The organism is Desulfuromonas acetexigens (assembly GCF_900111775.1).
GTDB lineage: Bacteria > Desulfobacterota > Desulfuromonadia > Desulfuromonadales > Trichloromonadaceae > Trichloromonas > Trichloromonas acetexigens.
In genome coordinates this window covers 140,616-161,302 of the sequence record NZ_FOJJ01000041.1, presented here as the reverse complement: position 1 = coordinate 161,302, position 20,687 = coordinate 140,616, and the positions used below count along the sequence as shown (strand labels likewise).

17 protein-coding genes and 1 riboswitch are annotated in these 20,687 nt (G+C 60.1%); of the genes, 15 read left to right on the top strand and 2 right to left on the bottom strand.

Annotated features, from left to right (window positions below):
• Positions 1 to 66: 66 nt before the first annotated feature.
• Together thiD and BQ4888_RS17200 are read right to left on the bottom strand one after the other, a co-directional pair.
• The gene (gene thiD / locus BQ4888_RS17205) at positions 67 to 1,482 is read right to left on the bottom strand and encodes a bifunctional hydroxymethylpyrimidine kinase/phosphomethylpyrimidine kinase (protein WP_092058942.1); all 1,416 of its coding nucleotides are present in this window, start codon (positions 1,480 to 1,482) and stop codon (positions 67 to 69) included.
• A 236-nt stretch (positions 1,483 to 1,718) separates the two neighbouring features.
• Positions 1,719 to 1,822, bottom strand: a riboswitch (TPP riboswitch).
• A gap of 42 nt (positions 1,823 to 1,864) precedes the next feature.
• The gene (locus BQ4888_RS17200; protein ID WP_092058940.1) at positions 1,865 to 2,050 is read right to left on the bottom strand and encodes a CooT family nickel-binding protein; all 186 of its coding nucleotides are present in this window, start codon (positions 2,048 to 2,050) and stop codon (positions 1,865 to 1,867) included.
• 163 nt (positions 2,051 to 2,213) lie between these two features.
• On the opposite strand from BQ4888_RS17200, the gene alr reads away from it, so the two are divergent.
• The 15 genes from alr (at position 2,214) to BQ4888_RS17125 (ending at position 20,640) form a co-directional block, all read left to right on the top strand.
• Entirely contained in the window at positions 2,214 to 3,338 is a 1,125-nt protein-coding gene (gene alr / locus BQ4888_RS17195) for an alanine racemase (protein WP_092058938.1), read from the top strand.
• A 12-nt stretch (positions 3,339 to 3,350) separates the two neighbouring features.
• On the top strand, positions 3,351 to 4,583 hold the full coding sequence (locus BQ4888_RS17190) for an ASKHA domain-containing protein (RefSeq protein ID WP_092058936.1): 1,233 nt from the start codon (positions 3,351 to 3,353) through the stop codon (positions 4,581 to 4,583).
• A 135-nt stretch (positions 4,584 to 4,718) separates the two neighbouring features.
• Positions 4,719 to 6,284 carry a bifunctional phosphoribosylaminoimidazolecarboxamide formyltransferase/IMP cyclohydrolase gene (gene purH, locus BQ4888_RS17185; protein ID WP_092058934.1) on the top strand — a complete coding sequence of 522 codons (1,566 nt, stop codon included), beginning with the start codon at positions 4,719 to 4,721 and terminating at the stop codon, positions 6,282 to 6,284.
• A gap of 110 nt (positions 6,285 to 6,394) precedes the next feature.
• Positions 6,395 to 7,666, top strand: coding sequence for a phosphoribosylamine--glycine ligase (purD, locus tag BQ4888_RS17180; protein ID WP_092058932.1), 1,272 nt, complete (start codon positions 6,395 to 6,397; stop codon positions 7,664 to 7,666).
• Positions 7,667 to 7,731: 65 nt separating this feature from the next.
• The gene (gene purE, locus BQ4888_RS17175; protein WP_092058930.1) at positions 7,732 to 8,250 is read left to right on the top strand and encodes a 5-(carboxyamino)imidazole ribonucleotide mutase; all 519 of its coding nucleotides are present in this window, start codon (positions 7,732 to 7,734) and stop codon (positions 8,248 to 8,250) included.
• Positions 8,251 to 8,494: 244 nt separating this feature from the next.
• Positions 8,495 to 9,856 (top strand): cytochrome c biogenesis protein ResB, encoded by a 1,362-nt coding sequence (resB, locus tag BQ4888_RS17170; protein ID WP_240746380.1) that lies wholly within the window; start codon positions 8,495 to 8,497, stop codon positions 9,854 to 9,856.
• 29 nt (positions 9,857 to 9,885) lie between these two features.
• Complete coding sequence (gene ccsB / locus BQ4888_RS17165) at positions 9,886 to 10,728, top strand: c-type cytochrome biogenesis protein CcsB (RefSeq protein ID WP_092055584.1); 843 nt, start codon at positions 9,886 to 9,888, stop codon at positions 10,726 to 10,728.
• Between the two features lie 100 nt (positions 10,729 to 10,828).
• Positions 10,829 to 11,839, top strand: a complete 1,011-nt coding sequence (locus BQ4888_RS17160; RefSeq protein WP_240746379.1) for a cytochrome c3 family protein — start codon at positions 10,829 to 10,831, stop codon at positions 11,837 to 11,839.
• A gap of 46 nt (positions 11,840 to 11,885) precedes the next feature.
• Positions 11,886 to 12,968, top strand: coding sequence for a 6-bladed beta-propeller (locus BQ4888_RS17155; RefSeq protein ID WP_170232934.1), 1,083 nt, complete (start codon positions 11,886 to 11,888; stop codon positions 12,966 to 12,968).
• 242 nt (positions 12,969 to 13,210) lie between these two features.
• Positions 13,211 to 13,798, top strand: a complete 588-nt coding sequence (locus BQ4888_RS17150) for a transposase (RefSeq protein WP_092058924.1) — start codon at positions 13,211 to 13,213, stop codon at positions 13,796 to 13,798.
• 199 nt (positions 13,799 to 13,997) lie between these two features.
• Positions 13,998 to 14,978, top strand: coding sequence for a cytochrome c3 family protein (locus BQ4888_RS17145; RefSeq protein ID WP_092058973.1), 981 nt, complete (start codon positions 13,998 to 14,000; stop codon positions 14,976 to 14,978).
• A 45-nt stretch (positions 14,979 to 15,023) separates the two neighbouring features.
• Positions 15,024 to 16,070 (top strand): SMP-30/gluconolactonase/LRE family protein, encoded by a 1,047-nt coding sequence (locus BQ4888_RS17140; protein WP_092058922.1) that lies wholly within the window; start codon positions 15,024 to 15,026, stop codon positions 16,068 to 16,070.
• A 416-nt stretch (positions 16,071 to 16,486) separates the two neighbouring features.
• Positions 16,487 to 17,182, top strand: a complete 696-nt coding sequence (locus BQ4888_RS17135; RefSeq protein WP_092058920.1) for a cytochrome c3 family protein — start codon at positions 16,487 to 16,489, stop codon at positions 17,180 to 17,182.
• 168 nt (positions 17,183 to 17,350) lie between these two features.
• Positions 17,351 to 19,573, top strand: a complete 2,223-nt coding sequence (locus tag BQ4888_RS17130; protein ID WP_092058918.1) for a hypothetical protein — start codon at positions 17,351 to 17,353, stop codon at positions 19,571 to 19,573.
• 122 nt (positions 19,574 to 19,695) lie between these two features.
• Positions 19,696 to 20,640 (top strand): glycosyltransferase family 2 protein, encoded by a 945-nt coding sequence (locus tag BQ4888_RS17125; protein WP_092058916.1) that lies wholly within the window; start codon positions 19,696 to 19,698, stop codon positions 20,638 to 20,640.
• Positions 20,641 to 20,687 lie beyond the last annotated feature (47 nt).

Sequence of the window (20,687 nt, the reverse complement as noted above, 5' to 3'; positions counted from 1 at the left end):
TTTCCTCGATTTATTATGGGATGAAGCGGCAACGGGAACCATGGATGCTAAGAAATCCATGGGAAATCAGCTAATGGCTTTCGCCCCCTGCCAGTGGTTGAGCGGGCCGTGCCCGGAGCCGAGATTCGGGGCTGTGGTAATGGCCTCGCTGACGAAGCGTTTGGCCTGTTCGACGGCGGTGGTCAGGGGCAGACCGCCGGCGAGCAGGGCGGCGATGGCGGCGGAGAAGGTGCAGCCGGTGCCGTGCGTGTTGCGGCTGTCGACCCGATCGGCGGGCAGGCGGTGCAGCCCCTTGCCGGTCAGGAGCAGATCGACGGCCTCGCCGGGCAGGTGCCCGCCCTTGATCAGGACGTTGCGCGCCCCCATCTCCCGCAGCTTGCGCGCCGCCCGTTCCATGTCCCCCTCGTTCTCCACCGGCATGTCGGCCAGGGCCGCCGCTTCCGGCAGGTTGGGGGTCAGCAGGTAGGTTTCGGGGAGCAGTTCGATCTTGAGGATTTCCACCGCCTCCGGTTGCAGCAGCGAAGCGCCGCCCTTGGCGATCATCACCGGATCGACTACCGCCATCAGGGAATGACGGCGAATCGCTGAGGCGACCAGGGCGACGATTTCAGCGCAGTGGAGCATGCCGGTTTTGAGGGTGTCGGTGCCGATGTCGGTGAGGACGGCGCGGATCTGTTCGCCGACGAACTCGGCGGGAACCGGATGGATGGCGCTGACTCCCTGGGTGTTCTGCGCGGTCAGGGCGGTGATGGCGCTGCTGGCGTAGCCGCCGAGCAGGGTGATGGTCTTGATGTCGGCCTGGATGCCGGCGCCGCCGCCGGAGTCGGAACCGGCCACGGTCAGCACCCGGCCGCGGGGATAGGGCTTGCGGCGGTTGAAGAGCAGGGCGATTTCGCGGGCGGCGATTTCCGGGGAGTCGTCCTCCATGATCGCCGAAATCACCGCCACCGCATTGGCGCCGGCATTGAGGGCGGCGTCGGCGCCGTTGGCGTCGATCCCACCGATGGCAACGACCGGGATGGTCACCGCCCGGCGCACCTTGGCCAGGCTTTCGAGGCCGACCACCACCGCGTCCTGCTTGCTGCCGGTGGGGAAGATGCTGCCGATGGCGACGTAATCGGCCCCCTGCATTTCCGCCTTGATCGCCTCTTCGGCGGTGCGGGTGGAAATGCCGATGATGCGGCCGTGACCGAGGCATTTGCGGGCCTCGGCGATGGTCCCATCTTCCTGGCCGAGATGCACTCCGTCGGCGTCGCAGGCTTTCGCCAGATCGGCATCGTCGTTGACCAGAAAGAGGGCGCCGTGTTTGTGGCACAGCTCCCGCAACTCCGCGGCGTCCGCCACCTGTTCCATCGCCGGGCGGGTCTTGTCCCGATACTGGACGATGCGCGCGCCTCCCTTGAGGGCGGCCTTGACCCGGGCCTTCAACTGGCCGTCCCGGTTGTGGTCGGTAATCAGATAGAGCCCTTCGATGGTCTTCATGGCCGTTTTCCCTTCACAGATGATGGCGTCGCAAAAACTCACCAACTGCTGCGTTGCTGCAACCGGCTCGCTGCTTCGACGTACGTAAGTACGCCTCATTGCTCGCCGATTGCGCGCCTTGCATTTGGCGCTTTTTGCTTAGCCATCCCACTTTAATGCTTTGTGCCAAAGCCTTACAGTTGGGGCAAAGAAAAATCGCCGGGCCCGACAATGGGGCGCGGCGATTTGAACGTCGTCGGTTCTGGTCGCCGCTTCCCTACGCCGGCATCACCCGGATCAGGTTCCAAGGGTCGTTTCGCGGGGGCGAAACTCTCAGTATAAAACTCCCCTAGCGGTATTTTTTTAATATATCGATGTTCGACTTGGACCGTTGGCCGTCGCTTCAGGCGACGACGATGCGCTTGTTGAGCAGGTCGATCTCTTCGATGGCGCCGGCGATTTCCCGGCTCTTGCCGAAAACGTCCACCAGTTTAAGGCCGCCGGCCACGGGCAGGACCGAGGCGACATGCTCCAGGCTCAGTTCCCCACCACCGTGAACAAGAAGAAAGGTTCCATTATCCAAGCACATAGACGGATTCTCCGGAAAATTTCATCTGAGCCTATCGGATTCCCCCCCGACCTGTCAACCTCTAAAGTCTTGAGCCCCTGTTGCCCGGGGAGTTTGCCCTTTACACCGCTCTTTACCGCGTGCTAAAAATCACACTTTCATCCTTGATGTCGAGGTTTACGCCATGCATGGCCGTCGTCCCACCCACGTTGAAATCGATCTCGCCGCCCTGCGTCATAATCTTCTGCAAGTGCGGGGTAAAATTGCCCCAGAAACCCAGGTGCTGGCGGTGGTCAAGGCCGATGCCTACGGCCATGGCGCGGCCTCGGTGGCACCGGCCCTGCAACAGTCCGGGGTCGATCTCTATGGGGTGGCGATTGCCGAGGAAGGGATAGAGCTGCGCGCCGCCGGGGTGGATCGGCCGATCCTGGTTTTGGGCGGCGTCTACCCCGATCAGGAAGAGGAATTTTTCCGCCACCGCCTGACCCCGACGCTCTTCGATCTCGACGCCGCCCGGCGCATGGATCGCGCCGCCGCCGAGCGGGGGGAAGTCTGCCGCTATCATCTGAAGATCGATACGGGCATGGGCCGGGTCGGTTTCCGTCCCGAAGAGCTGTCCGAGGTGCTGCCGCGCCTGGTGGAACTGAAACATCTGCACCTGGCCGGGGTGATCTCCCACCTGGCCCTGGCCGACGAGCCGGAGCATCCCTTCACCGACCGGCAGATCGCTATTTTCCGCGACGGCCTCGCCCAGGTGCGAGGGGCCGGTTTTTCGCCGGAATTCATCCATATCGGCAACAGCGCCGCCATCTTCACCAAGGATCTGCCCGAATGCAATCTGGTGCGGCCGGGCATCGTCCTCTACGGCGCCCTGCCGAGCGCCGCCTTCGCCGGTCGGCTCGATCTGCTGCCGGTGATGAGCTTCCGCACCAGCGTCGCCCAACTCAAGCGGGTACCGGCGGGGACTGGTGTCTCCTATGCCCATCGCTTCGTTTCCGAGCGCGAGACGCTCCTTGCCGCCATTCCCGTCGGTTATGCCGACGGCTACAACCGGCGCCTCTCCAACTGCGGCGAGGTGCTGATTCGCGGCCAGCGGGCGAAGGTGGCGGGGACCGTCTGCATGGATTGGACGCTGGTCGACGTCACCGACATCCCCGGCGTGGAGATCGGCGACGAAGTGACCCTCCTCGGCCGGGATAACGGCAATCGCGTCAGCGCCGAGGAATGGGCCGAGCGCATCGGCAGCATCTCCTACGAAGTCTTCTGTCAGATCAGCAAGCGGGTGCCGCGCATCTATCGCGGCAAATAAAGCCGGGGATCGATGAACCCTACCGACAGCTATCTCGCCCTCGATCTGGGGACGACTACCCTGGCCGGGCGTCTGTTCGATTTTTCCGGCCGGACCCTGGCCGAATCCCGCCTGCTCAATCCCCAGCGGGAACTGGGCAGCGATGTCATCCGTCGCCTGGAAGCGGCGCACAAAGGGGAGGGGGAGCGCCTGCAACGGCTGCTGGTCGCGGGTATCGACCAGCTTCTGTCTGAACTCCTCAGCCTCTCCGGTCTCCGGCGCGAATCCCTGCGCGGCGCGGCCGCCGCCGCCAACCCGGCGATCAGTCATCTGCTGCGCCGCCTGCCCGTCGACGCCATCCTCTTTCCTCCCCACCGTCCCCGCCATCCCGAAGGCGCGCTGCTCGACCCCGTCGAACTGGGGCTCGATCTGCCGGTGCCGCTCTATCTCTTCCCCCAGGTCAGCGGCTATGTCGGCGGGGATCTGGTCGCCTTTCTCTTTGCCTGTCCGCCGCCCGAAGTCGTAACGCTCTACATTGATGTCGGCACCAACGGCGAGATGGCGCTCTTTGCCGACGGCCGCTGGTGGGTGACCTCGGTCCCCGCCGGACCGGCCTTCGAGGGGGCGGAGATCGCCTGCGGCATGGCGGCGACGCCGGGGGCGATTCGCGGTGTGCGGGTCGAGGACGACGCCCTGCGCCTGCTCACCGTCGCCGACCGGCCGCCCCTGGGGATCTGCGGCAGCGGCCTGGTCGAGGCGGTGGCCGCCGCCCGCGACGGCGGCCTCATGGACCGCCACGGCACGCTCCTCGCTCCCGAACAGGTGACGACCAATCTCGCCCGTTATCTGGTCGCGGACGGCGAAAGCTATGCCCTGCGTCTCTATCGGGATGCGACGCGGGAGCTGCGGCTGACCCAGGCCGACATCCGCGCCTTCCAACTGGCCAAGGGGGCGGTGCGGGCGGGAATCGACTGTCTACTTGGTCGCGCCGGGGTCGCGGCGGAGCAGGTCGGGGCGGTTCTTCTGACCGGTTCGTTCGGGCTTTCCCTGGCGCCTGAGACATTGAAAAAAGTTGCCATGTTGCCGGAAAACATGGTAGATAGGGTGCGTTTCGTCCCGGCGGGAGCGCTTCTCGGCACCGTTCGCTATCTGCTCGAACCCGAGGCCGCCACCAGGCTGGAAACCCTGGTCCAAAGTCTGAAACCCTATCCTCTTTCGGGAACCCCGGCCTTCGAAACGGCTTTTCTGCACGCGATCGACTTCTGAAAAAACCGCCGGAATGACGGTTTTTTCGTGTTTTTGGCGTAACGTATACAGGTCCACTGACGCCATTTTCTCTCTTGGCGGATCGCCGGACCGGCGTTTTCGCTCCCCGCTCTTCGCAAGAAAGGATTCTCCCCCATGGCTACCATCAAGCGCGCCCTCATCAGCCTGTCGGATAAGACCGGCATCGTCGAATTTGCCAAGGAACTGGCCGCCTACGGCGTCGAGATCCTCTCCACCGGTGGCACCGCCAAGCTCTTGCGGGATTCCGGCCTGACGGTCAAGGACGTCTCCGAGTTCACCGGCTTTCCCGAGATGCTCGACGGCCGGGTCAAGACCCTCCATCCCAAGGTTCACGGCGGCCTCCTCGGCATGCGCGACAACCCCGAGCATGTGGCGAAGATGAAGGAGTACGGCATCGAGTGCATCGACATGGTGGTGGTCAATCTCTACCCCTTCGAGGCGACGACGGCCAAGGCCGACTGCACCTTGGCGGACGCCATCGAGAACATCGATATCGGCGGCCCGACCATGCTGCGCAGCGCCGCCAAGAACAACCGCGACGTCACCGTCATCGTCGACTGCGCCGATTACCCGGCCGTTCTCGCCGAAATGAAGGCGGGCGGCGGCGCGGTTTCGCGGGAGACCAACTTCCGCTTGGCGGTGAAGGTCTACCAGCACACCGCCGCCTACGACGGCATGATCTCCAACTGGCTGGGCAAGAAGCTCGACGCCGAATCCGCCGAGTTCCCGCCGACATTGACCTTGCAATACCAGAAGGCGCAGGGGATGCGCTACGGCGAGAATCCCCACCAGAGCGCGGCCTTCTACGTCGAGAAGAACGTCACCGAGGCCTCCATCGCCACCGCCCGCCAGTTGCAGGGGAAAGAGCTTTCCTACAACAACATCGGCGACACCGACGCCGCTCTCGAATGCGTCAAGCAGTTCAACGAGGGGCCGGCCTGCGTCATCGTCAAGCACGCCAACCCCTGCGGCGTCGCCATCGGCGAGAATCTGCTCGATGCCTACAATCGCGCCTTCGCCACCGACCCGGAATCGGCCTTCGGCGGCATCATCGCCTTCAACCGTGAACTGGACGGCGCCACCGCCCAGGCGATCTGCGACAAGCAGTTCGTCGAGGTGATCATCGCTCCGGCCGTCTCCAAGGAGGCGAGCATGATCGTCGCCGCCAAGAAGAACGTGCGCCTGCTCGAATGCGGCTTCTGGCCGGCCGAGCCGGGGCAGCGCCTCGATTTCAAACGGGTCAACGGCGGCCTGCTGGTGCAGGACACCGACCTTTCCCTCTATGACGAGCTCAAGGTGGTGACCAAGCGGGCCCCCACCGAAACGGAGATGCGGGATCTGCTCTTCACCTGGCGGGTGGCCAAGTTCGTCAAGTCCAACGCCATCGTCTACGGCAAGGAAGGCATGACCATCGGCGTCGGCGCCGGGCAGATGAGTCGGGTCAACTCGGCGCGCATCGCCGCCATCAAGGCCGAACATGCCGGACTCGAAGTGAAGGGCTCGGCCATGGCTTCCGATGCCTTCTTCCCCTTCCGCGACGGCCTCGACAACGCCGCCGCCGTCGGCGTCACTGCCGTCATCCAGCCGGGCGGCTCGATCCGCGACGAAGAAGTCATCGCCGCCGCCGACGAGCACGGCATTGCCATGGTCTTTACCAGCATGCGGCATTTCCGGCACTAATGACGTAGGGGCGCAGCATGCTGCGCCCTGGTTTTTTCTGAACGGCCACCTAAAGGGCGCAGCATGCTGCGCCCCTACACGGAATACCCGGATTTTAGGAGATGCGATAGATGAAAATACTGGTCATCGGCGGGGGCGGGCGGGAGCATGTCTTGGTTTGGAAGATCGCCCAGTCGCCGTTGGTAGAGACCCTGTACTGCGCGCCGGGGAATCCCGGCATCGCGGCGCTGGCCGAGTGTGTGCATATCCAGGCCGATGAGATCGACGCGCTGCTCGATTTCGCCCTCGCCGAAAAGATCGATCTGACCGTGGTCGGGCCGGAAGTGCCGTTGACCCTGGGGATCGTCGACCGTTTTCAGGCCGCTGGTCTGGAGATCTTCGGCCCCAGCCAGGCGGCGGCGCAACTGGAAGGAAGCAAGGGTTTCTCCAAGGATCTGATGGCCAAGTACGGCATCCCGACAGCGGCCTATCGCACCTTCACGGACCGCGACCAGGCCCATGCCTACATCCGCGCGCAGGGTGCGCCGATCGTCGTCAAGGCCGACGGCCTCGCCGCCGGCAAGGGGGTAATCGTCGCCATGACCGTCGAGCAGGCGCTGGCGGCGGTGGACGACATCCTCCTCGACAAGGTTTTCGGCGCGGCGGGGAGTCAAGTTGTCATCGAGGAGTTCATGACCGGCGAGGAGGCCTCCTTCTTCGTCTTCACCGACGGCAAAAACATCCTGCCGCTGGCCTCGGCCCAAGATCACAAACGCATCTTCGATAACGACGAAGGGCCAAACACCGGCGGCATGGGCGCCTATTCGCCGGCACCGGTGGTGACCGAGACGGTGACCGCCGAGGTCATCGAGACCATCGTCAAACCGACCATCGCCGGCATGACCGCCGAGGGCTGCCCCTATCGCGGCATCCTTTACGTCGGGCTGATGATCGAAGACGGCAAGCCGAAGGTGGTTGAATACAACGCCCGCTTCGGTGATCCCGAGGCCCAGCCGCTGCTCATGCGCATGAAGTCCGACATTGTGCCGGTGCTGCAGGCCTGCGCCCGGGGGGATCTCGCCGGCGTGTCCCTGGAATGGCACGAGAAAGCGGCGGTCTGCGTGGTCATGGCTTCGGGCGGCTATCCCGGCAACTTCGAAAAGGGGCTGGAGATTTCCGGGCTGGAGGCGGCAGAAGCCGTTGAGGATTTGATGGTTTTTCACGCTGGGACCGCTTTTCAGGATGGCAAAATCGTCAACCAGGGCGGCCGGGTGCTCGGCGTCACCGGCCTCGGGCGGACGGTGGCCGAAGCCATCGCCAAAGCCTACGAGGGGGCCGCGCTGATCCGTTGGCGGGATGTCCATTATCGCAAGGATATTGGGCAGAAAGCGCTGAACCGTTAACGAAAAATAAACCGGCATTGGGGCCGGCGATGATAGTCCATTTTGACAAGAACGAGGAGCAAGCTATGAGTGACAAGCCGTTGGTCGGGATTCTGATGGGCAGCGACAATGATTACGAGGTGATGGCCGAGGCGGCCCATGCGCTCAAGAGCTTTGGCGTCCCCTTAGAGATGACCGTTTCCAGTGCCCACCGCACCCCTGAGCGCACCGCCAAATATGTGCGTTCGGCCAAGGAGCGGGGGCTCAAGGTGTTGATCGCCGGGGCCGGTGCCGCCGCTCATCTGGCGGGGGTGGTGGCGGCCGAATCGACCCTGCCGGTCATCGCCGTCCCGATCGACGCCACTTCCCTGGGGGGGCTCGACGCCCTGCTGGCCATGGTGCAGATGCCGGCGGGTATCCCGGTGGCGACCATGGCCATCGGCAAGGCTGGGGCCCGCAACGCCGGGCTTTTCGCCGTGCAGATCCTTGCCACCGCCGACGAATCCCTGGCCCTGCGCCTCGCGGATTACAAGGTGGAACTGGCCAACGGCGTCGAGAAGAAGGCCAAATCCCTCGCTGAGCGCCTGGTGCGCGACGGTTTCTGATTAAAATCGCGAATTCGCTATGTTTGCCGAGGGTTTTTCTCGGGCTTGGTTTTCGGGGATTTCCCTTGACAGCTCAAGAACCCCTGTATTAGTTTTTTCGGAGCGGACTGTTCCGCGGCGTTGTGGCGCGGAACAGTCCGTCCGTCGTTTGTCTGCCGGAGCCGGGTTGCCCGTGGCTCCTTTTGTTTGTTTTCCGGGGTCTCCGCGCGGTCGGCGAAGGCTCCTGTCTCGGGAGTACATCATCTTGCCAGCAAAAAAAAATCCGATTGACGCCCTGTGGGATTTCTTCTGTTCCCTCAAACTGACCATCGTCACCCTCATCCTGCTGGCGGCGACCTCCATCATCGGCACGGTCATCCAGCAGAACCGATCGCCGGAGGAATACCTCCAGCGCTACAGCGAGAGCACCTACCGCCTGCTCGATTCCCTGCAATTCTTCGACATGTACCACTCCTGGTGGTTCCTGGCGCTGCTCGGCATCTTCTCGCTGAATCTCATCGCCTGCTCGCTGAAGCGTTTTCCCCTGGTCTGGAAGGCGGTCACCCAGCCCCGGCTGACGGCGGATAATTCGCTCTTTCAGACATTCGCCAACACCGAGGAGCAACTGGTCAAGGGCAAGAGTGTTGGTGAAGTCGGTGAGAAAATCAGCGCGTTTCTGCGGCAGCATTTCGCCGCGCCGATTCTCACCGAACAGGACGGCGTCCTCCATTTCTTTGCCCAGAAGATGCCCTACGCCCGCTTCGGCGTCTATATCACCCATCTGTCGATTCTGATCATCTTCGTCGGGGCGATCATCGGTAATCTCTGGGGCTACAAGGCCTACGTCAATATCGTCGAGGGGACGAGCGAAAGCCGGGTCTGGCCGCGGGGAAGCAACGCCCCCATCGACCTCGGCTTCACAGTGCGCTGTGACGAGTTTTCCGTGAGTTTCTACGAGGGCTCCAACCGGCCCAAGGAATTCAAGAGCCTGCTGACCGTCATCGACGGCGGGCAGGTGATTGAGGAGCGGCGGCCGGTCATCGTCAACGATCCCCTGACCTACAAGGGCATCACCTTCTACCAGTCGAGCTACGGGCCGACGGGCGACGCCCAGATTCGACTGCAGGCGACGGCTCTGGCCGGCGGTGAAACGGTCGATCTCAATGTGCGTCAGGGCCAGCGCGTGGATCTGCCCGGCGGCGGCACCCTGCGGGTACTCAGCGTCTCCCAGTCCTACCAGAATTTCGGGCCCGGAGCGCAGCTCGAAGTCGTCGACGGCGACGGCAAGCGTTCCACTTATCTGGTTCTGAAGAATTTCCCGGGTTTCGACAGTCGGCGCGATGCCGCCTACCGATTCGTACTCGGGGATTTCAAGCAGCGTTACTACACCGGTTTGCAGGTGGCCAAGGACCCCGGCGTCTGGGTGGTCTGGCTCGGTTGTTTTCTGATGGTTGTTGGCTCGATGGTTGCATTCTTCATGTCCCATCGACGCATCTGGGTGCGGGTCGAAACGGTCGGCGATCAGGTCGGCGTCAAGATCGGCGGCAGCGCCCACCGCAACCAGCCGGGCTTTGAACTCTTTTTTGACGAATTCAAGAAGAACCTCAAATCCGAAATCGCTTCCTAAACCCGGCCGGCTGCCGTTGGAGGAATAAAATGACCAGTTCCCTCTTTTTCAATATCACGACCATCGCCTACTTTGCCGCGATGGTGCTCTTCATCGTCTACATCGTCAGTCGCGTCCAGGCCATCGGCCTGACCGCAACCGGGGTGGTCTGGGCCGGTTTCGTCGCCAACACCATCGCCATCGGCCTGCGCTGGCGCGAGGCCTACGCTCTCGGTTTCCAGCAGGCGCCCCTCTCCAACCTCTACGAGTCGGTCGTCTTCTTCGCCTGGAGTATCGCCCTCTGCTATCTGCTGATGGATCTCAAGTACAAGCAGCGCGCCGTCGGGGCTTTCGTCATCCCCTTCGCCTTCATCTTCATGATCTGGGCGCAGCTCGGCCTCAACGCCGAGATCCAGCCGCTGGTACCGGCCCTGCAGAGCAACTGGCTGACCTACCACGTCATCACCTGCTTCCTTGGCTATGCCGCCTTCGCCGTTGCCTGCGGCGCCTCGATCATGTACCTGCTGATGATCGGCCGCGAGGAGCGCAAGGGGAACAACCAGGGGCTGATGGGAATTTTTCCCAGCGCCAAGGTGCTCGACGACATCAACTACAAGGCGATCATGTTCGGCTTTCCCATGCTCTCTTTGGGAATCATCACCGGCGCCGCCTGGGCCAACTACGCCTGGGGCACCTACTGGAGTTGGGACCCGAAAGAGACCTGGAGCCTGATCATCTGGTTCATCTACGCGGCTTTCCTCCATGCCCGCTTCACCCGGGGCTGGGTCGGGCGCAAGGCGGCCTGGCTGTCGATCATCGGCTTCGCCGCGACGATCTTCTGCTATCTTGGCGTCAACCTGCTGCTCTCGGGTCTGCATTCCTACGGGAGCTAGGGAATGTGAGATCGTAGGGGCGCAGCATGCTGCGCCCCTACAGTAATCAACGCCGGGACAGCACTTCATCCAATTGATCCTTCGCCTGGGAGGGTGTCTGTTGTCGTTTCTTCGGCTGTTGACTGTTTTCGGCTCGCTTTTCCTCTGTGCGGCGCTGTGCGGGGCTGATTCCGCACGCGCCGATCAGGGCTGTGTGACCACCTCTTGCCATGCCTCTCTCGCTTCGGCTCCGGTTTCCCACTCTCCCGTCGCTTCTGGCAACTGCCTCGCCTGCCACCGGCAAACCGGCGTCCCCCATCCCGGACCATCCCCCGCTTTTGTCCTGAAAGAAACCGGCGCCCGGCTCTGCGAGGGTTGCCATGTTCCCGTCGCCGCCGGTAAAGCCCATCCCCATGCGCCGGTGGCTGAAGGGCGCTGCCTGGCCTGCCATGCACCCCACGGTTCCACCCAGCCCCATCTGCTCGTTGCCGAACAGGGTACGCTCTGCCGCTCCTGTCATGGTGAAATCGGCGCATCCGGCCGGGTGCATGGTCCGGTGCGGGCTGGGCGCTGCGATTATTGCCATGTTCCCCACGGCGGCGACGAGCCGGGTCTGCTCAGTGCTTCCGGTAACCGCATCTGTTTCAGCTGCCACAGCGGCATCCGTACCACCATCGAGCAGGCCGCGTCCCAGCATCAGCCGGTGGCCGAAGGGCGCTGCTGGGACTGCCATGAAAACCATTCCTCGGCCTTCCGGCCCCTGCTGCAGGGCTATTATCCCCGGGAGTTCTACGCCCCCTACGATCCGGAAAACTTCGCCCTCTGTTTCGGCTGCCATACCGACCTGGGCAAATTCGAATACCAGCGGACCACGGAAGCGACCGGTTTTCGCAACGGCGACGCCAATCTGCACTATCTGCACGTCAATAAGCCGGTCAAAGGGCGGGTCTGCCGCAACTGCCACGGCATCCACGGCGCCGATCAGTACAAACTGATCCTTAGCCGGGTGCCGGGCTTCGGCCAGTGGAAGATTCCGGTGCGCTTTCTGCCCACCGAAACCGGCGCCACCTGCCTGGCCGGCTGCCACAAACCCAAATCCTACGACCGGGTGCGCCCGGTGGAGAACCCGTAGACCAATGAAGAAGATGGAAAGACCTTTCGCGGGCGCTACGCGAGCCGTGACAAAATTGATTTTGCTCTTTGGCTTGATCTTCCTCTCCGGCTGCGCCGCCAAGGAAGTCGACAGCCGCCGCTATCTCTGGCCCATCGGCGGCCATTCGCCGAAGATCGAATTCATCCGCACCATCGCCAGCGATCGGGATGTGCGCGAAGGGAGCGAAAGCCGGGTACTGGAGGCGATTCTCGGGATCGAGGAGACCCGGGGGATTTTCGGCAGCCCCTACGATGTGGCGGTGGACGGTCGCGGGCGGATTTACGTTTCCGACTTGGCCAAGCGTGATGTTCTCATTCTCGATCTGCCCAACCACCAGGTGCGCCATTTCGAGCGTCCCAAGCACGACGAGCTCTACTTCGAGTCGCCCATGGCCCTGGCCGTGGGTCGGGACGATGTGGTTTACGTCTCCGACAACCAGCAGGGTCGGGTCTATCTCTTCGGTTCCGACCTGCGCCTGCGCAAGGTCATCGGCCAGGGGCATTTGACCCGCCCCGTCGGTCTCGCCTGCGACCGAGAACGGAATCTTCTTTATGTCGCCGATGCCGGCAGCCATCAGGTGGTGGTCTACGATGGGAATGGCGAATGGCTCAAAAGCTTCGGCAAGCGCGGCTCGGCGACGGGGGACTTCAACTATCCCCTCGACCTCGAAGTGGATACGGCGGGTAACCTCTACGTTCTTGACACCATGAACGCTCGCGTTCAGGTTTTTGACACGGACGGCAACTTCCTGCGCACCTTCGGCGAGCGCGGCACCTCCCTTGGTTCTTTCCACATGGCCAAGGGGATCGCCGTCGATCGTTCCGGCCATGTCTACGTCACCGACGGCGTCGGTCACCGCTTCGTGATTTTCGATCTAGCAGGGAACCACCTCATGACCCTCGGCGGCCGCACCTCCACCGAAGGCAAACTTGGCCTGCCCGGCGGTTTCGACATGCCCAAGGGGATCGACGCCGACGCCGAAGACGGTATCTGGGTGGTCGACACCTTCAACCGCATGGTGCATAAATACCAGTTTCTCAACGAAAAATACCTGCGCGAACATCCGATCCGGTCGGAGGAAATGGCGTTGCCGGGGGATTTGCGGTAAGGGGCGGGGTAGGCGTCGCCCGAACCGGCCGAACAGGAGTTTGAGGCGGTAGGGGCGCAGCATGCTGCGCCCGAATCTGGTGGTCCGATAGAACCCAGGGCGCAGCATGCTGCGCCCCTACGGGGGCAATGCCGCATAAACGTGTCCGTCGTGGTCCGTTGTGCATGCGTTTGTTATGTGGGGTAGATAATTGAATCAGGGCGCAGCATGCTGCGCCCCTACGATGATTTTGGGATATTGTCATGCCCTACCAACCCGACCACCACCATCGTCAATCGGTCCGTCTGCGGGATTTCGATTATGCCCGAGGTGGCGGATATTTCGTGACCCTGTGCGCATGGCAACGGGAATGCCTGTTTGGAGACGTGCATGATGTTGGGATGCGGTTGAATGATTTTGGGATGGTGGTAGGGGAATGCTGGGCCGCGATTCCGGAACATTTTCCGCATGTGCAATTAGATGCGTTCGTTGTCATGCCGAACCATGTGCATGGGGTATTGCTTTTTGACCATCGACATTCCGCGGTAGGGGCGCAGCATGCTGCGCCCTTACAATGGGCGGCGCATAAGATGCCGGAACCAATGGAGAAGAGGGGGATAACCCCCAACAACGTCATCCCCGGGTCGTTGGGCGCCGTTGTCCGATCGTTCAAATCCGCCGTCACCAAACGGATAAACACCATGCGCGACAACCCGGGGTGTCCGGTGTGGCAACGGAATTATCATGAACACGTCATTCGCGACGAACGGGATTTATACGCCATCCGGCAATATATCGCCGACAATCCGGCGAAATGGGCATTGGATGACAATCATCCGACACGGATATGATGGACAATATGCCATCTTGACGGTGAGACAGCCGTAGGGGCGCAGCATGCTGCGCCCGAATCTGACGATCCGATAGAAATCAGGGCGCAGCATGCTGCGCCCCTACGTGGCAATGTCGGTGAAATGGTTGGTGTGGCTGTTGGGGGATGAATAATTGAACCAGGGCGCAGCATGCTGCGCCCCTACATGGGGTCTGGATATGATTAAACGGCTATTGTCGATTTTGCCGGTTTTGATGCTGGTTGCGGCGCCGTCCTTCGCGCTGGAAATCCTTTATCCGGCGGACGGGACTTCCATCGTGCGTTCCGATTTTCTCATCATCAAGGCTGGGAATGATCCGGTCATTGAGCAGATCACCGTCGAATTCGGCGGGGCGAAGAGCGGGAAGATCGATATTTCCGGCGCCGAATACCGCAAGGCTTTCGGCGATATGGTCATTCTCGAACCGGGGTTCGAACCGGGCGCCGATACCATCAAGGTCGAAGGTTTCGCCGGGGGCAAGCCGGTGGCGCGGACGCAAGCCGAATTCTTCTACATCGACCGGCCCGGGGTCACGGCGCCGACTAAATTCGCCCCCTATGTGCTGCACACCCCGGAAAAGGAAGAACTTTGTGCCGCCTGCCACAACATGCAGCCGAGTCCCGAATCCCTCGATAACGAGTCGGCGGATAAAAACCCCTGCGGCGCCTGCCATGCCCGACGGCTCAATTACGACTACGTTCACGGTCCCGCCGGGGTCTTTCAGTGCGCCTATTGCCACGACGTGAAGAGCGCGCCGGTCAAGTATGCGACCCGAGTCGAGGAAATCGCTCTCTGCGCCGAATGCCACGAACACAAGATCGACGAGTTCAAGTCCCGCCAGTTTGTCCATGGCCCCATCGAAGCCGGGCTTTGCTCGGTCTGCCACGACTCCCACGCCAGCGCCCATTTCGGCCAGCTGACGGCGGCGGTGAACGATCTCTGCATGGGTTGCCATTCCAAGGTCGACACCACCAGCCATGTGGTGCGGGGATTCTCCGGCAAGGGCCATCCCCTGGAAGGACCGGTCGATCCCAGCACTCCCGACCGTCGCTTTTCCTGCATCGGCTGCCACGATCCCCACGGCGGGAATTCGTCGGCCTATTTCCAGCGGGGGATCAGCGCCCGCATGGAGCTTTGCCAGATGTGTCACAAGAAGTGAGTCGTTGATTTGTTAACCTATTGAAAATAAAGAAAAGAGGTGGAGATGAAAGACCATATGAAAAAGCCCGTCACTCGATTGTTTCTGTTGTTTACCGTTATGATCTTCCTTGGCGGCTGCTCTGCGAAAGAAACAAAGACTCGGGTGCTTTGGCCACCGCCTCCCAATCCGCCTAAGCTGGAGTGGATTGGTACTTATAGGTCTTTGGATCAGATGCCGAAGACTGCAAGTGAAAAGATGACCCAATCGATCCTTGGTGGTCAACCTGTGCCGGTTTTTAAACGCCCTTTCGGTGTTGCTTCTTCCGGAGATGGACGGATTTTTATATCCGATGTCGATCAACGACAGGTTATCGTCTATGACCTCAATAAACGCTCGGTATATCCCTTTAAAAACACGGGATCCATTCGCACGCCTTTCGGGATGGCGATGGACAGCACTGGTCGACTTTTTGTCGCCGACGCCGCCGGCAAGACGGTACTGGTGTTTGCACCTGATGACACACCGCTTTTTTCCATTGGTGGGCCCGAGTTATTAGATCATCCCACCTTCGTAGCTCTGGACGAGGCGCGCGACCGGATCTACGTTTCCGACGCTCGTGCACACCGAATTGCCGTATTTGATATGCAGGGCAAACATCTTCGCTCCTTTGGCGACTGGGGGCCGCAGGACGGTAATTTCTACAGCCCGCAGGGGATGGCGGTCGATAAAAACGGCAATCTCTATGTGGCGGATATGTTCAATGCCCGGGTCCAGGTTTTCGACGCCGAAGGCAAGTTTTTGCGCAAGTTTGGCGAGCGGGGGGATTTGCAGTCGAATTTCGAGATGCCCAAGGGAATCGCCATCGACAGCAACGGCAATCTGTACATCACTGATGCCCGTAAAAAAGCGATGTTGACGTACAATCCTGAGGGGCGACTGCTGCTTTTTACCGGTGGAGGAAAAGCTTCTCACCCGCTGTCTCTGATGCTTCCGGCTGGGATTTGGGTGGATAAAAAAGATCAGATTTATGTGGTGGATCAGATCGGCCGCCGTTTCGCCATCTGGCAGTATCTCAATGATGCTTATCTCAAGGAACAGCCGGTTGAATAGGTTGCTTTGCGGGATAGAACGACAAAGGCGCTTTAGGTAGTTAAGTCGCCTTTATGATCAGCGATTTGTAAAATTAAGGGGTGCACTTTGTGCGCCCCTTAATTTTACGTTTTTTTTGCCGATAGGACTCTTGGTGCGGCCACGCTTTTCAGCACGATTCTGTTCCGTTATTTGACGGGATAAGTCAAAAAACCTCAGGTGGTAGTTGAGTCGGTTTTGTGGTTTTGTCCTATATTTATGTCCGGTTAGAAGCATTGGGCCGCAATCTAAGTGCCTAGAAAGCAATATAAAAAGATGGTCGTTTTTTTGCATATAAAGGTACGTGAAATTGTTTCGCTGTCACTCCTTGTCTCGGTGAGAGAAGGATTCCCCAACCCACGTGGCCATGGCCACACCTTTTCAAAGGAGGTAGAAAAATGAGGATCTTCATGTTGTTGGTGGCAGCAGGACTAACGCTGTTTGCCACCCAATCCCTAGCGATTGTGACGATCAAGAATACCAAACATGACCTTTCAACAGGTTCTACTACTACATTGAAAGCTGAAAATACAGATTATGATGAAATATGTGTCTTTTGTCACACGCCACATAAGGCTTTGCCTCACGACAACGCTCCGTTATGGAATAGGTCACTATCAGTTGATAGCATCGATGACATCACCAATTACTACAATAGTGCAACTATCGAAAGTTACACTAAAGAGACAAATGTCGATGATATTATCGTTGCATCTGACGCCCCCTTGTGTCTTTCCTGCCACGATGGTTCAAGTTTGACGGACGCATTGCAGAACCCTCCAAACACAACGACAGGACAGGCCGCTGTTACTACTTTTACGGCAACAATGGTCGCTACTGCCAACATCGGAACTGACCTTCATGATGACCACCCGATTGGCATGGTTTACAACTCTGTTGTTAAGGTCGATTCCGGTTTTCACGCCGATGGCACCGATGCCAATGGTAAGCCTGTTGTAGGAACCCTGCCACTATATGGTAGTGGTGTAATGTGGTGTTCAAGTTGTCATGACGTACATGACAATGATCATGAGCCATTCTTGGCGGCTGACAATACGGGTTCAGCTCTCTGCTTGACCTGTCACAACAAATAAGCTTCGACCCACTCCCCCAGGGCTACGGCCCTGGGGGGCGTAAAAACTGGGGCTGCGGGCCGGTGGGGTGACAGACATCGGGCCAATTCCCAAAGAATTTGCGCGTTCCGATTTTTCGAAAAATGGGCTTCTATCCACTCCCTTTTTTGCCAATGTCAGAGCGGTTTTATGCGCTTTGTAATCCTCTTTTTTTTTCTGTCGCTTCTCTGCGGCGCCTCTGCCTTGGCCGAAGTTTCCGGTCTGGTCGAGTGGCGCTATGCCGATTATGCAGCCAAGGAGGATGGCAAAACAGTCGCCGATGCATCCCATTTCACCCAGCTTTACTCCCTTCTCTACGAAAAGAGCGGCCTCATCAGCGGCGGCCGCGCCGGTCGCTACGACCTGGGGCTCGGCGCCCAGTGGTCTTCCGTTGACAGTTCCTTTGACGGCCAGGATTTTGACACCGATGAGCTGAAGTTTCTTTATCGCGGCGATCTGCTGCTCGCCCCCGGCGGGCTTCCCTTCAATCTGCACCTCTATTCCCATGACATGCGTCTGCCGACTTGGGATTACGACAGTCAAAATCTCGACTACGACATCATCGACCCCTACATGATCGGCGGCATGTACGGGGGGCAGTATGTGCAGACCGGGGCGACCCTGATGGTCGGCATCCGTAACGGCAGCTATCTGGGTAAATACCGGGAAATTCTTTCCCAGGTGCCGCGCCTTCTGATTGACTATCGCGAAGATTACGTGCGCGATCTGAACAACGACACCCCCCAGCACTACCGCACCCGCAACCTGGCCTTTGTTTCCCTCAACAAGAAAGACAACTGGTTTCATTATCGGCTTTACGATTACACCGACTTTGAGGACGAGCTGGAAAACTATCAGGAAACCACCTACATGCTCGGCACCGTCGACCATGCCATGACCCGGCAGTGGATTAACTTCACCAACTGGATCAAGATCTCGACGGATGCCTCGTATATCGTTTCCAACCGTAACAGCCTCGGGGAAGTTCCCGAGCGTACCTACAACTACAACCTTTTTGCCGTGGCCGCCCGCCGCGACTGGCGGGCATCGGCCTTTCCCACCTTCTCTCGTACCACCGATGAAAGCACCATCGAAAAGAACATCGAGGTGCCGGTCTTTTTTCAGCATGAACTGAGCAAGGACACCGCCTACCGGATGCGCATGATCGCCGCCCGCGAAACCCAAGTCAGCTATGACCGCAGCCTGCGGGAAGACGAAGGGGATGTCTATTTCGCCGCCAGCGCCGATCTGCATCGCACCCGCGCCCAGCAGCTCACCCCGCGCTTCGAGGCGGAATGGAAGACGGGGAATCAGGGGAAGGGCTACGGCGTTTCGAGCGGCTTCGAGTATTTCACCAATCGCGCCCACCGGCCGCCGGTGGACTGGTTCACTTCCTACTCCCTGACCCGCATCGACGGCACCGCCGAGGACGGCGCCGATGTGGAATACTGGGAAAACCAGGTGCTCGGTCGCCTCGAAGGGATGCCCACCAGCGCCCTGCGTACTGGCATCGAACAGCGGCTGGTTGTCGGTTCGGGAACGACCGACACCTCGGTGACCCGCTACATCGATATCGTCGGCGACACCAGCCTGACCGGTTCCAACAGCGGTCGCGCCCGTCGCGACGGCAGCGTCCTGCGTTCAACCACGTCATGGTTCGCCGATCACAGGGCGAGTCGTCCCCTTAGCAATCGTTTCGAAATTATTTACGACTATCTTTCCACGGAAGATGGGAGCGATGATCAGGTCATGCTGCGCCACAGTATGCGTTACGATCGCCATAAGTTTCTGGCGCGGATGCGCAACGAACTTGCCTACGGCGATGGGCTCAGTGGGGTGAATATCGGCAGCGAGAATCTCGGCAATCCCGAAGGGGTGACCAATGTCGATAAAACCTTTTACCACAACAGTTCGTTGCGCTATTCTCCCGGACGGATCTGGGAAGCCAAGGCCGATCTCGATTATTACTGGCAGGATGGCGATGAGGGTTCGACCCAGCAGATTTTCGCTACCCAGGAATACCGTTACAGCTTTTTCCGGAGCACCGGCACCCTGCGCAAGTTCATGGAGCTGCGCGAGGAAATTGAGTACGAGAAGAACATCGCGGTGGATGGCGACAGCCGCTCGATGTACAGCCTGCTGCTCGGCGCCGAGCTCTACCCGACCTACAGCACCCTGCTCGGCTTGCGCGGCCGTTACCGGGTCTATCAGCCGGAAGACTTCGACGAATACCTCTGCACCCTCACCGCCGGCGTGAATTTCGCCAAGTTCATGGTCAGCTTCGACTACAGTTACGGCATGCGTACCGCCTACAACGACGAGGCGAAACGCAATGAGCACCGCTGGGAAGTGAAGGTGCGGAAGACTTTCTAAGGGCCTCCCCCTTTGGAAAAGGGGGACCGAGGGGGATTTGCTTTGGTGACCTGAAATCCCCCTGACCCCACTTTGTCAAAGGGGGAACCATTCATTAAATGTAACAAGAGGACTTTTTCCGCATGGATCTTTCCATCGTCGTTCCCGTCTATAACGAATCCCCCAATTTACGTCCTTTGTACGCTGAAGTCGTCGCGGCGCTGGCCGGGACGAGTCTCGGTTACGAACTGCTGCTGGTGGATGATGGTAGCGCCGATGATTCCTTCGCCGTCGCCCGGGAACTGGCCCTGGCCGATCCCCGAGTGCGGGTGATTCGCCTGCGTCGCAATTTCGGCCAGACCGCTGCCATGGCCGCCGGTTTCGATGCCGCCCGGGGGGATGTCATCGTTCCCATGGACGGCGATTTGCAGAACGACCCCGCCGATATCCCGCGCCTCTTGGCGAAGATTGATGATGGTTTCGATGTGGTTTCCGGCTGGCGCAAGGATCGCCGCGACAGGCTGTTCAGCCGCCGCTTGCCGTCGGTGCTGGCCAACCGCCTGATTTCACGCATGACTGGGGTGCATCTGCACGACTACGGTTGCACACTCAAGGCCTACCGGCGCGAGGTGCTCAGCCAGATCAATCTCTATGGCGAGATGCACCGCTTCGTGCCGGCCCTGGCCAGTCAGGTCGGGGCCAATGTCGCCGAACTTCCGGTCAATCATCGTCCGCGTCTGGCTGGCGCGAGCAAATACGGCATCGATCGTACCCTGCGGGTGATTCTCGATCTGATCACCGTCAAGTTCATGCTCAAATATTCGACCCGGCCCATGCAGCTCTTCGGTAAATGGGGGATATGGATTTTCGCGGGAGGAACGTTCTCGGGCATGGCGACCCTGTACATGAAGTGGTTTGACGGCCTGCCCATGAATCGCAACCCTTTGTTGATTCTCACCGCTTTTCTGCTCTTTTCCGGGGTGCAGCTGGTGGTGATGGGCCTGCTCGGTGAAATCGTCACCCGCACCTATCACGAAACCCAGGACAAGCCGATCTATATCGTTCGCGACAGGGTGAATTTTGATTGATGCCGTGTTGGCGCGTAACCATTCGAAATCAATCGGAATTCGTGCCG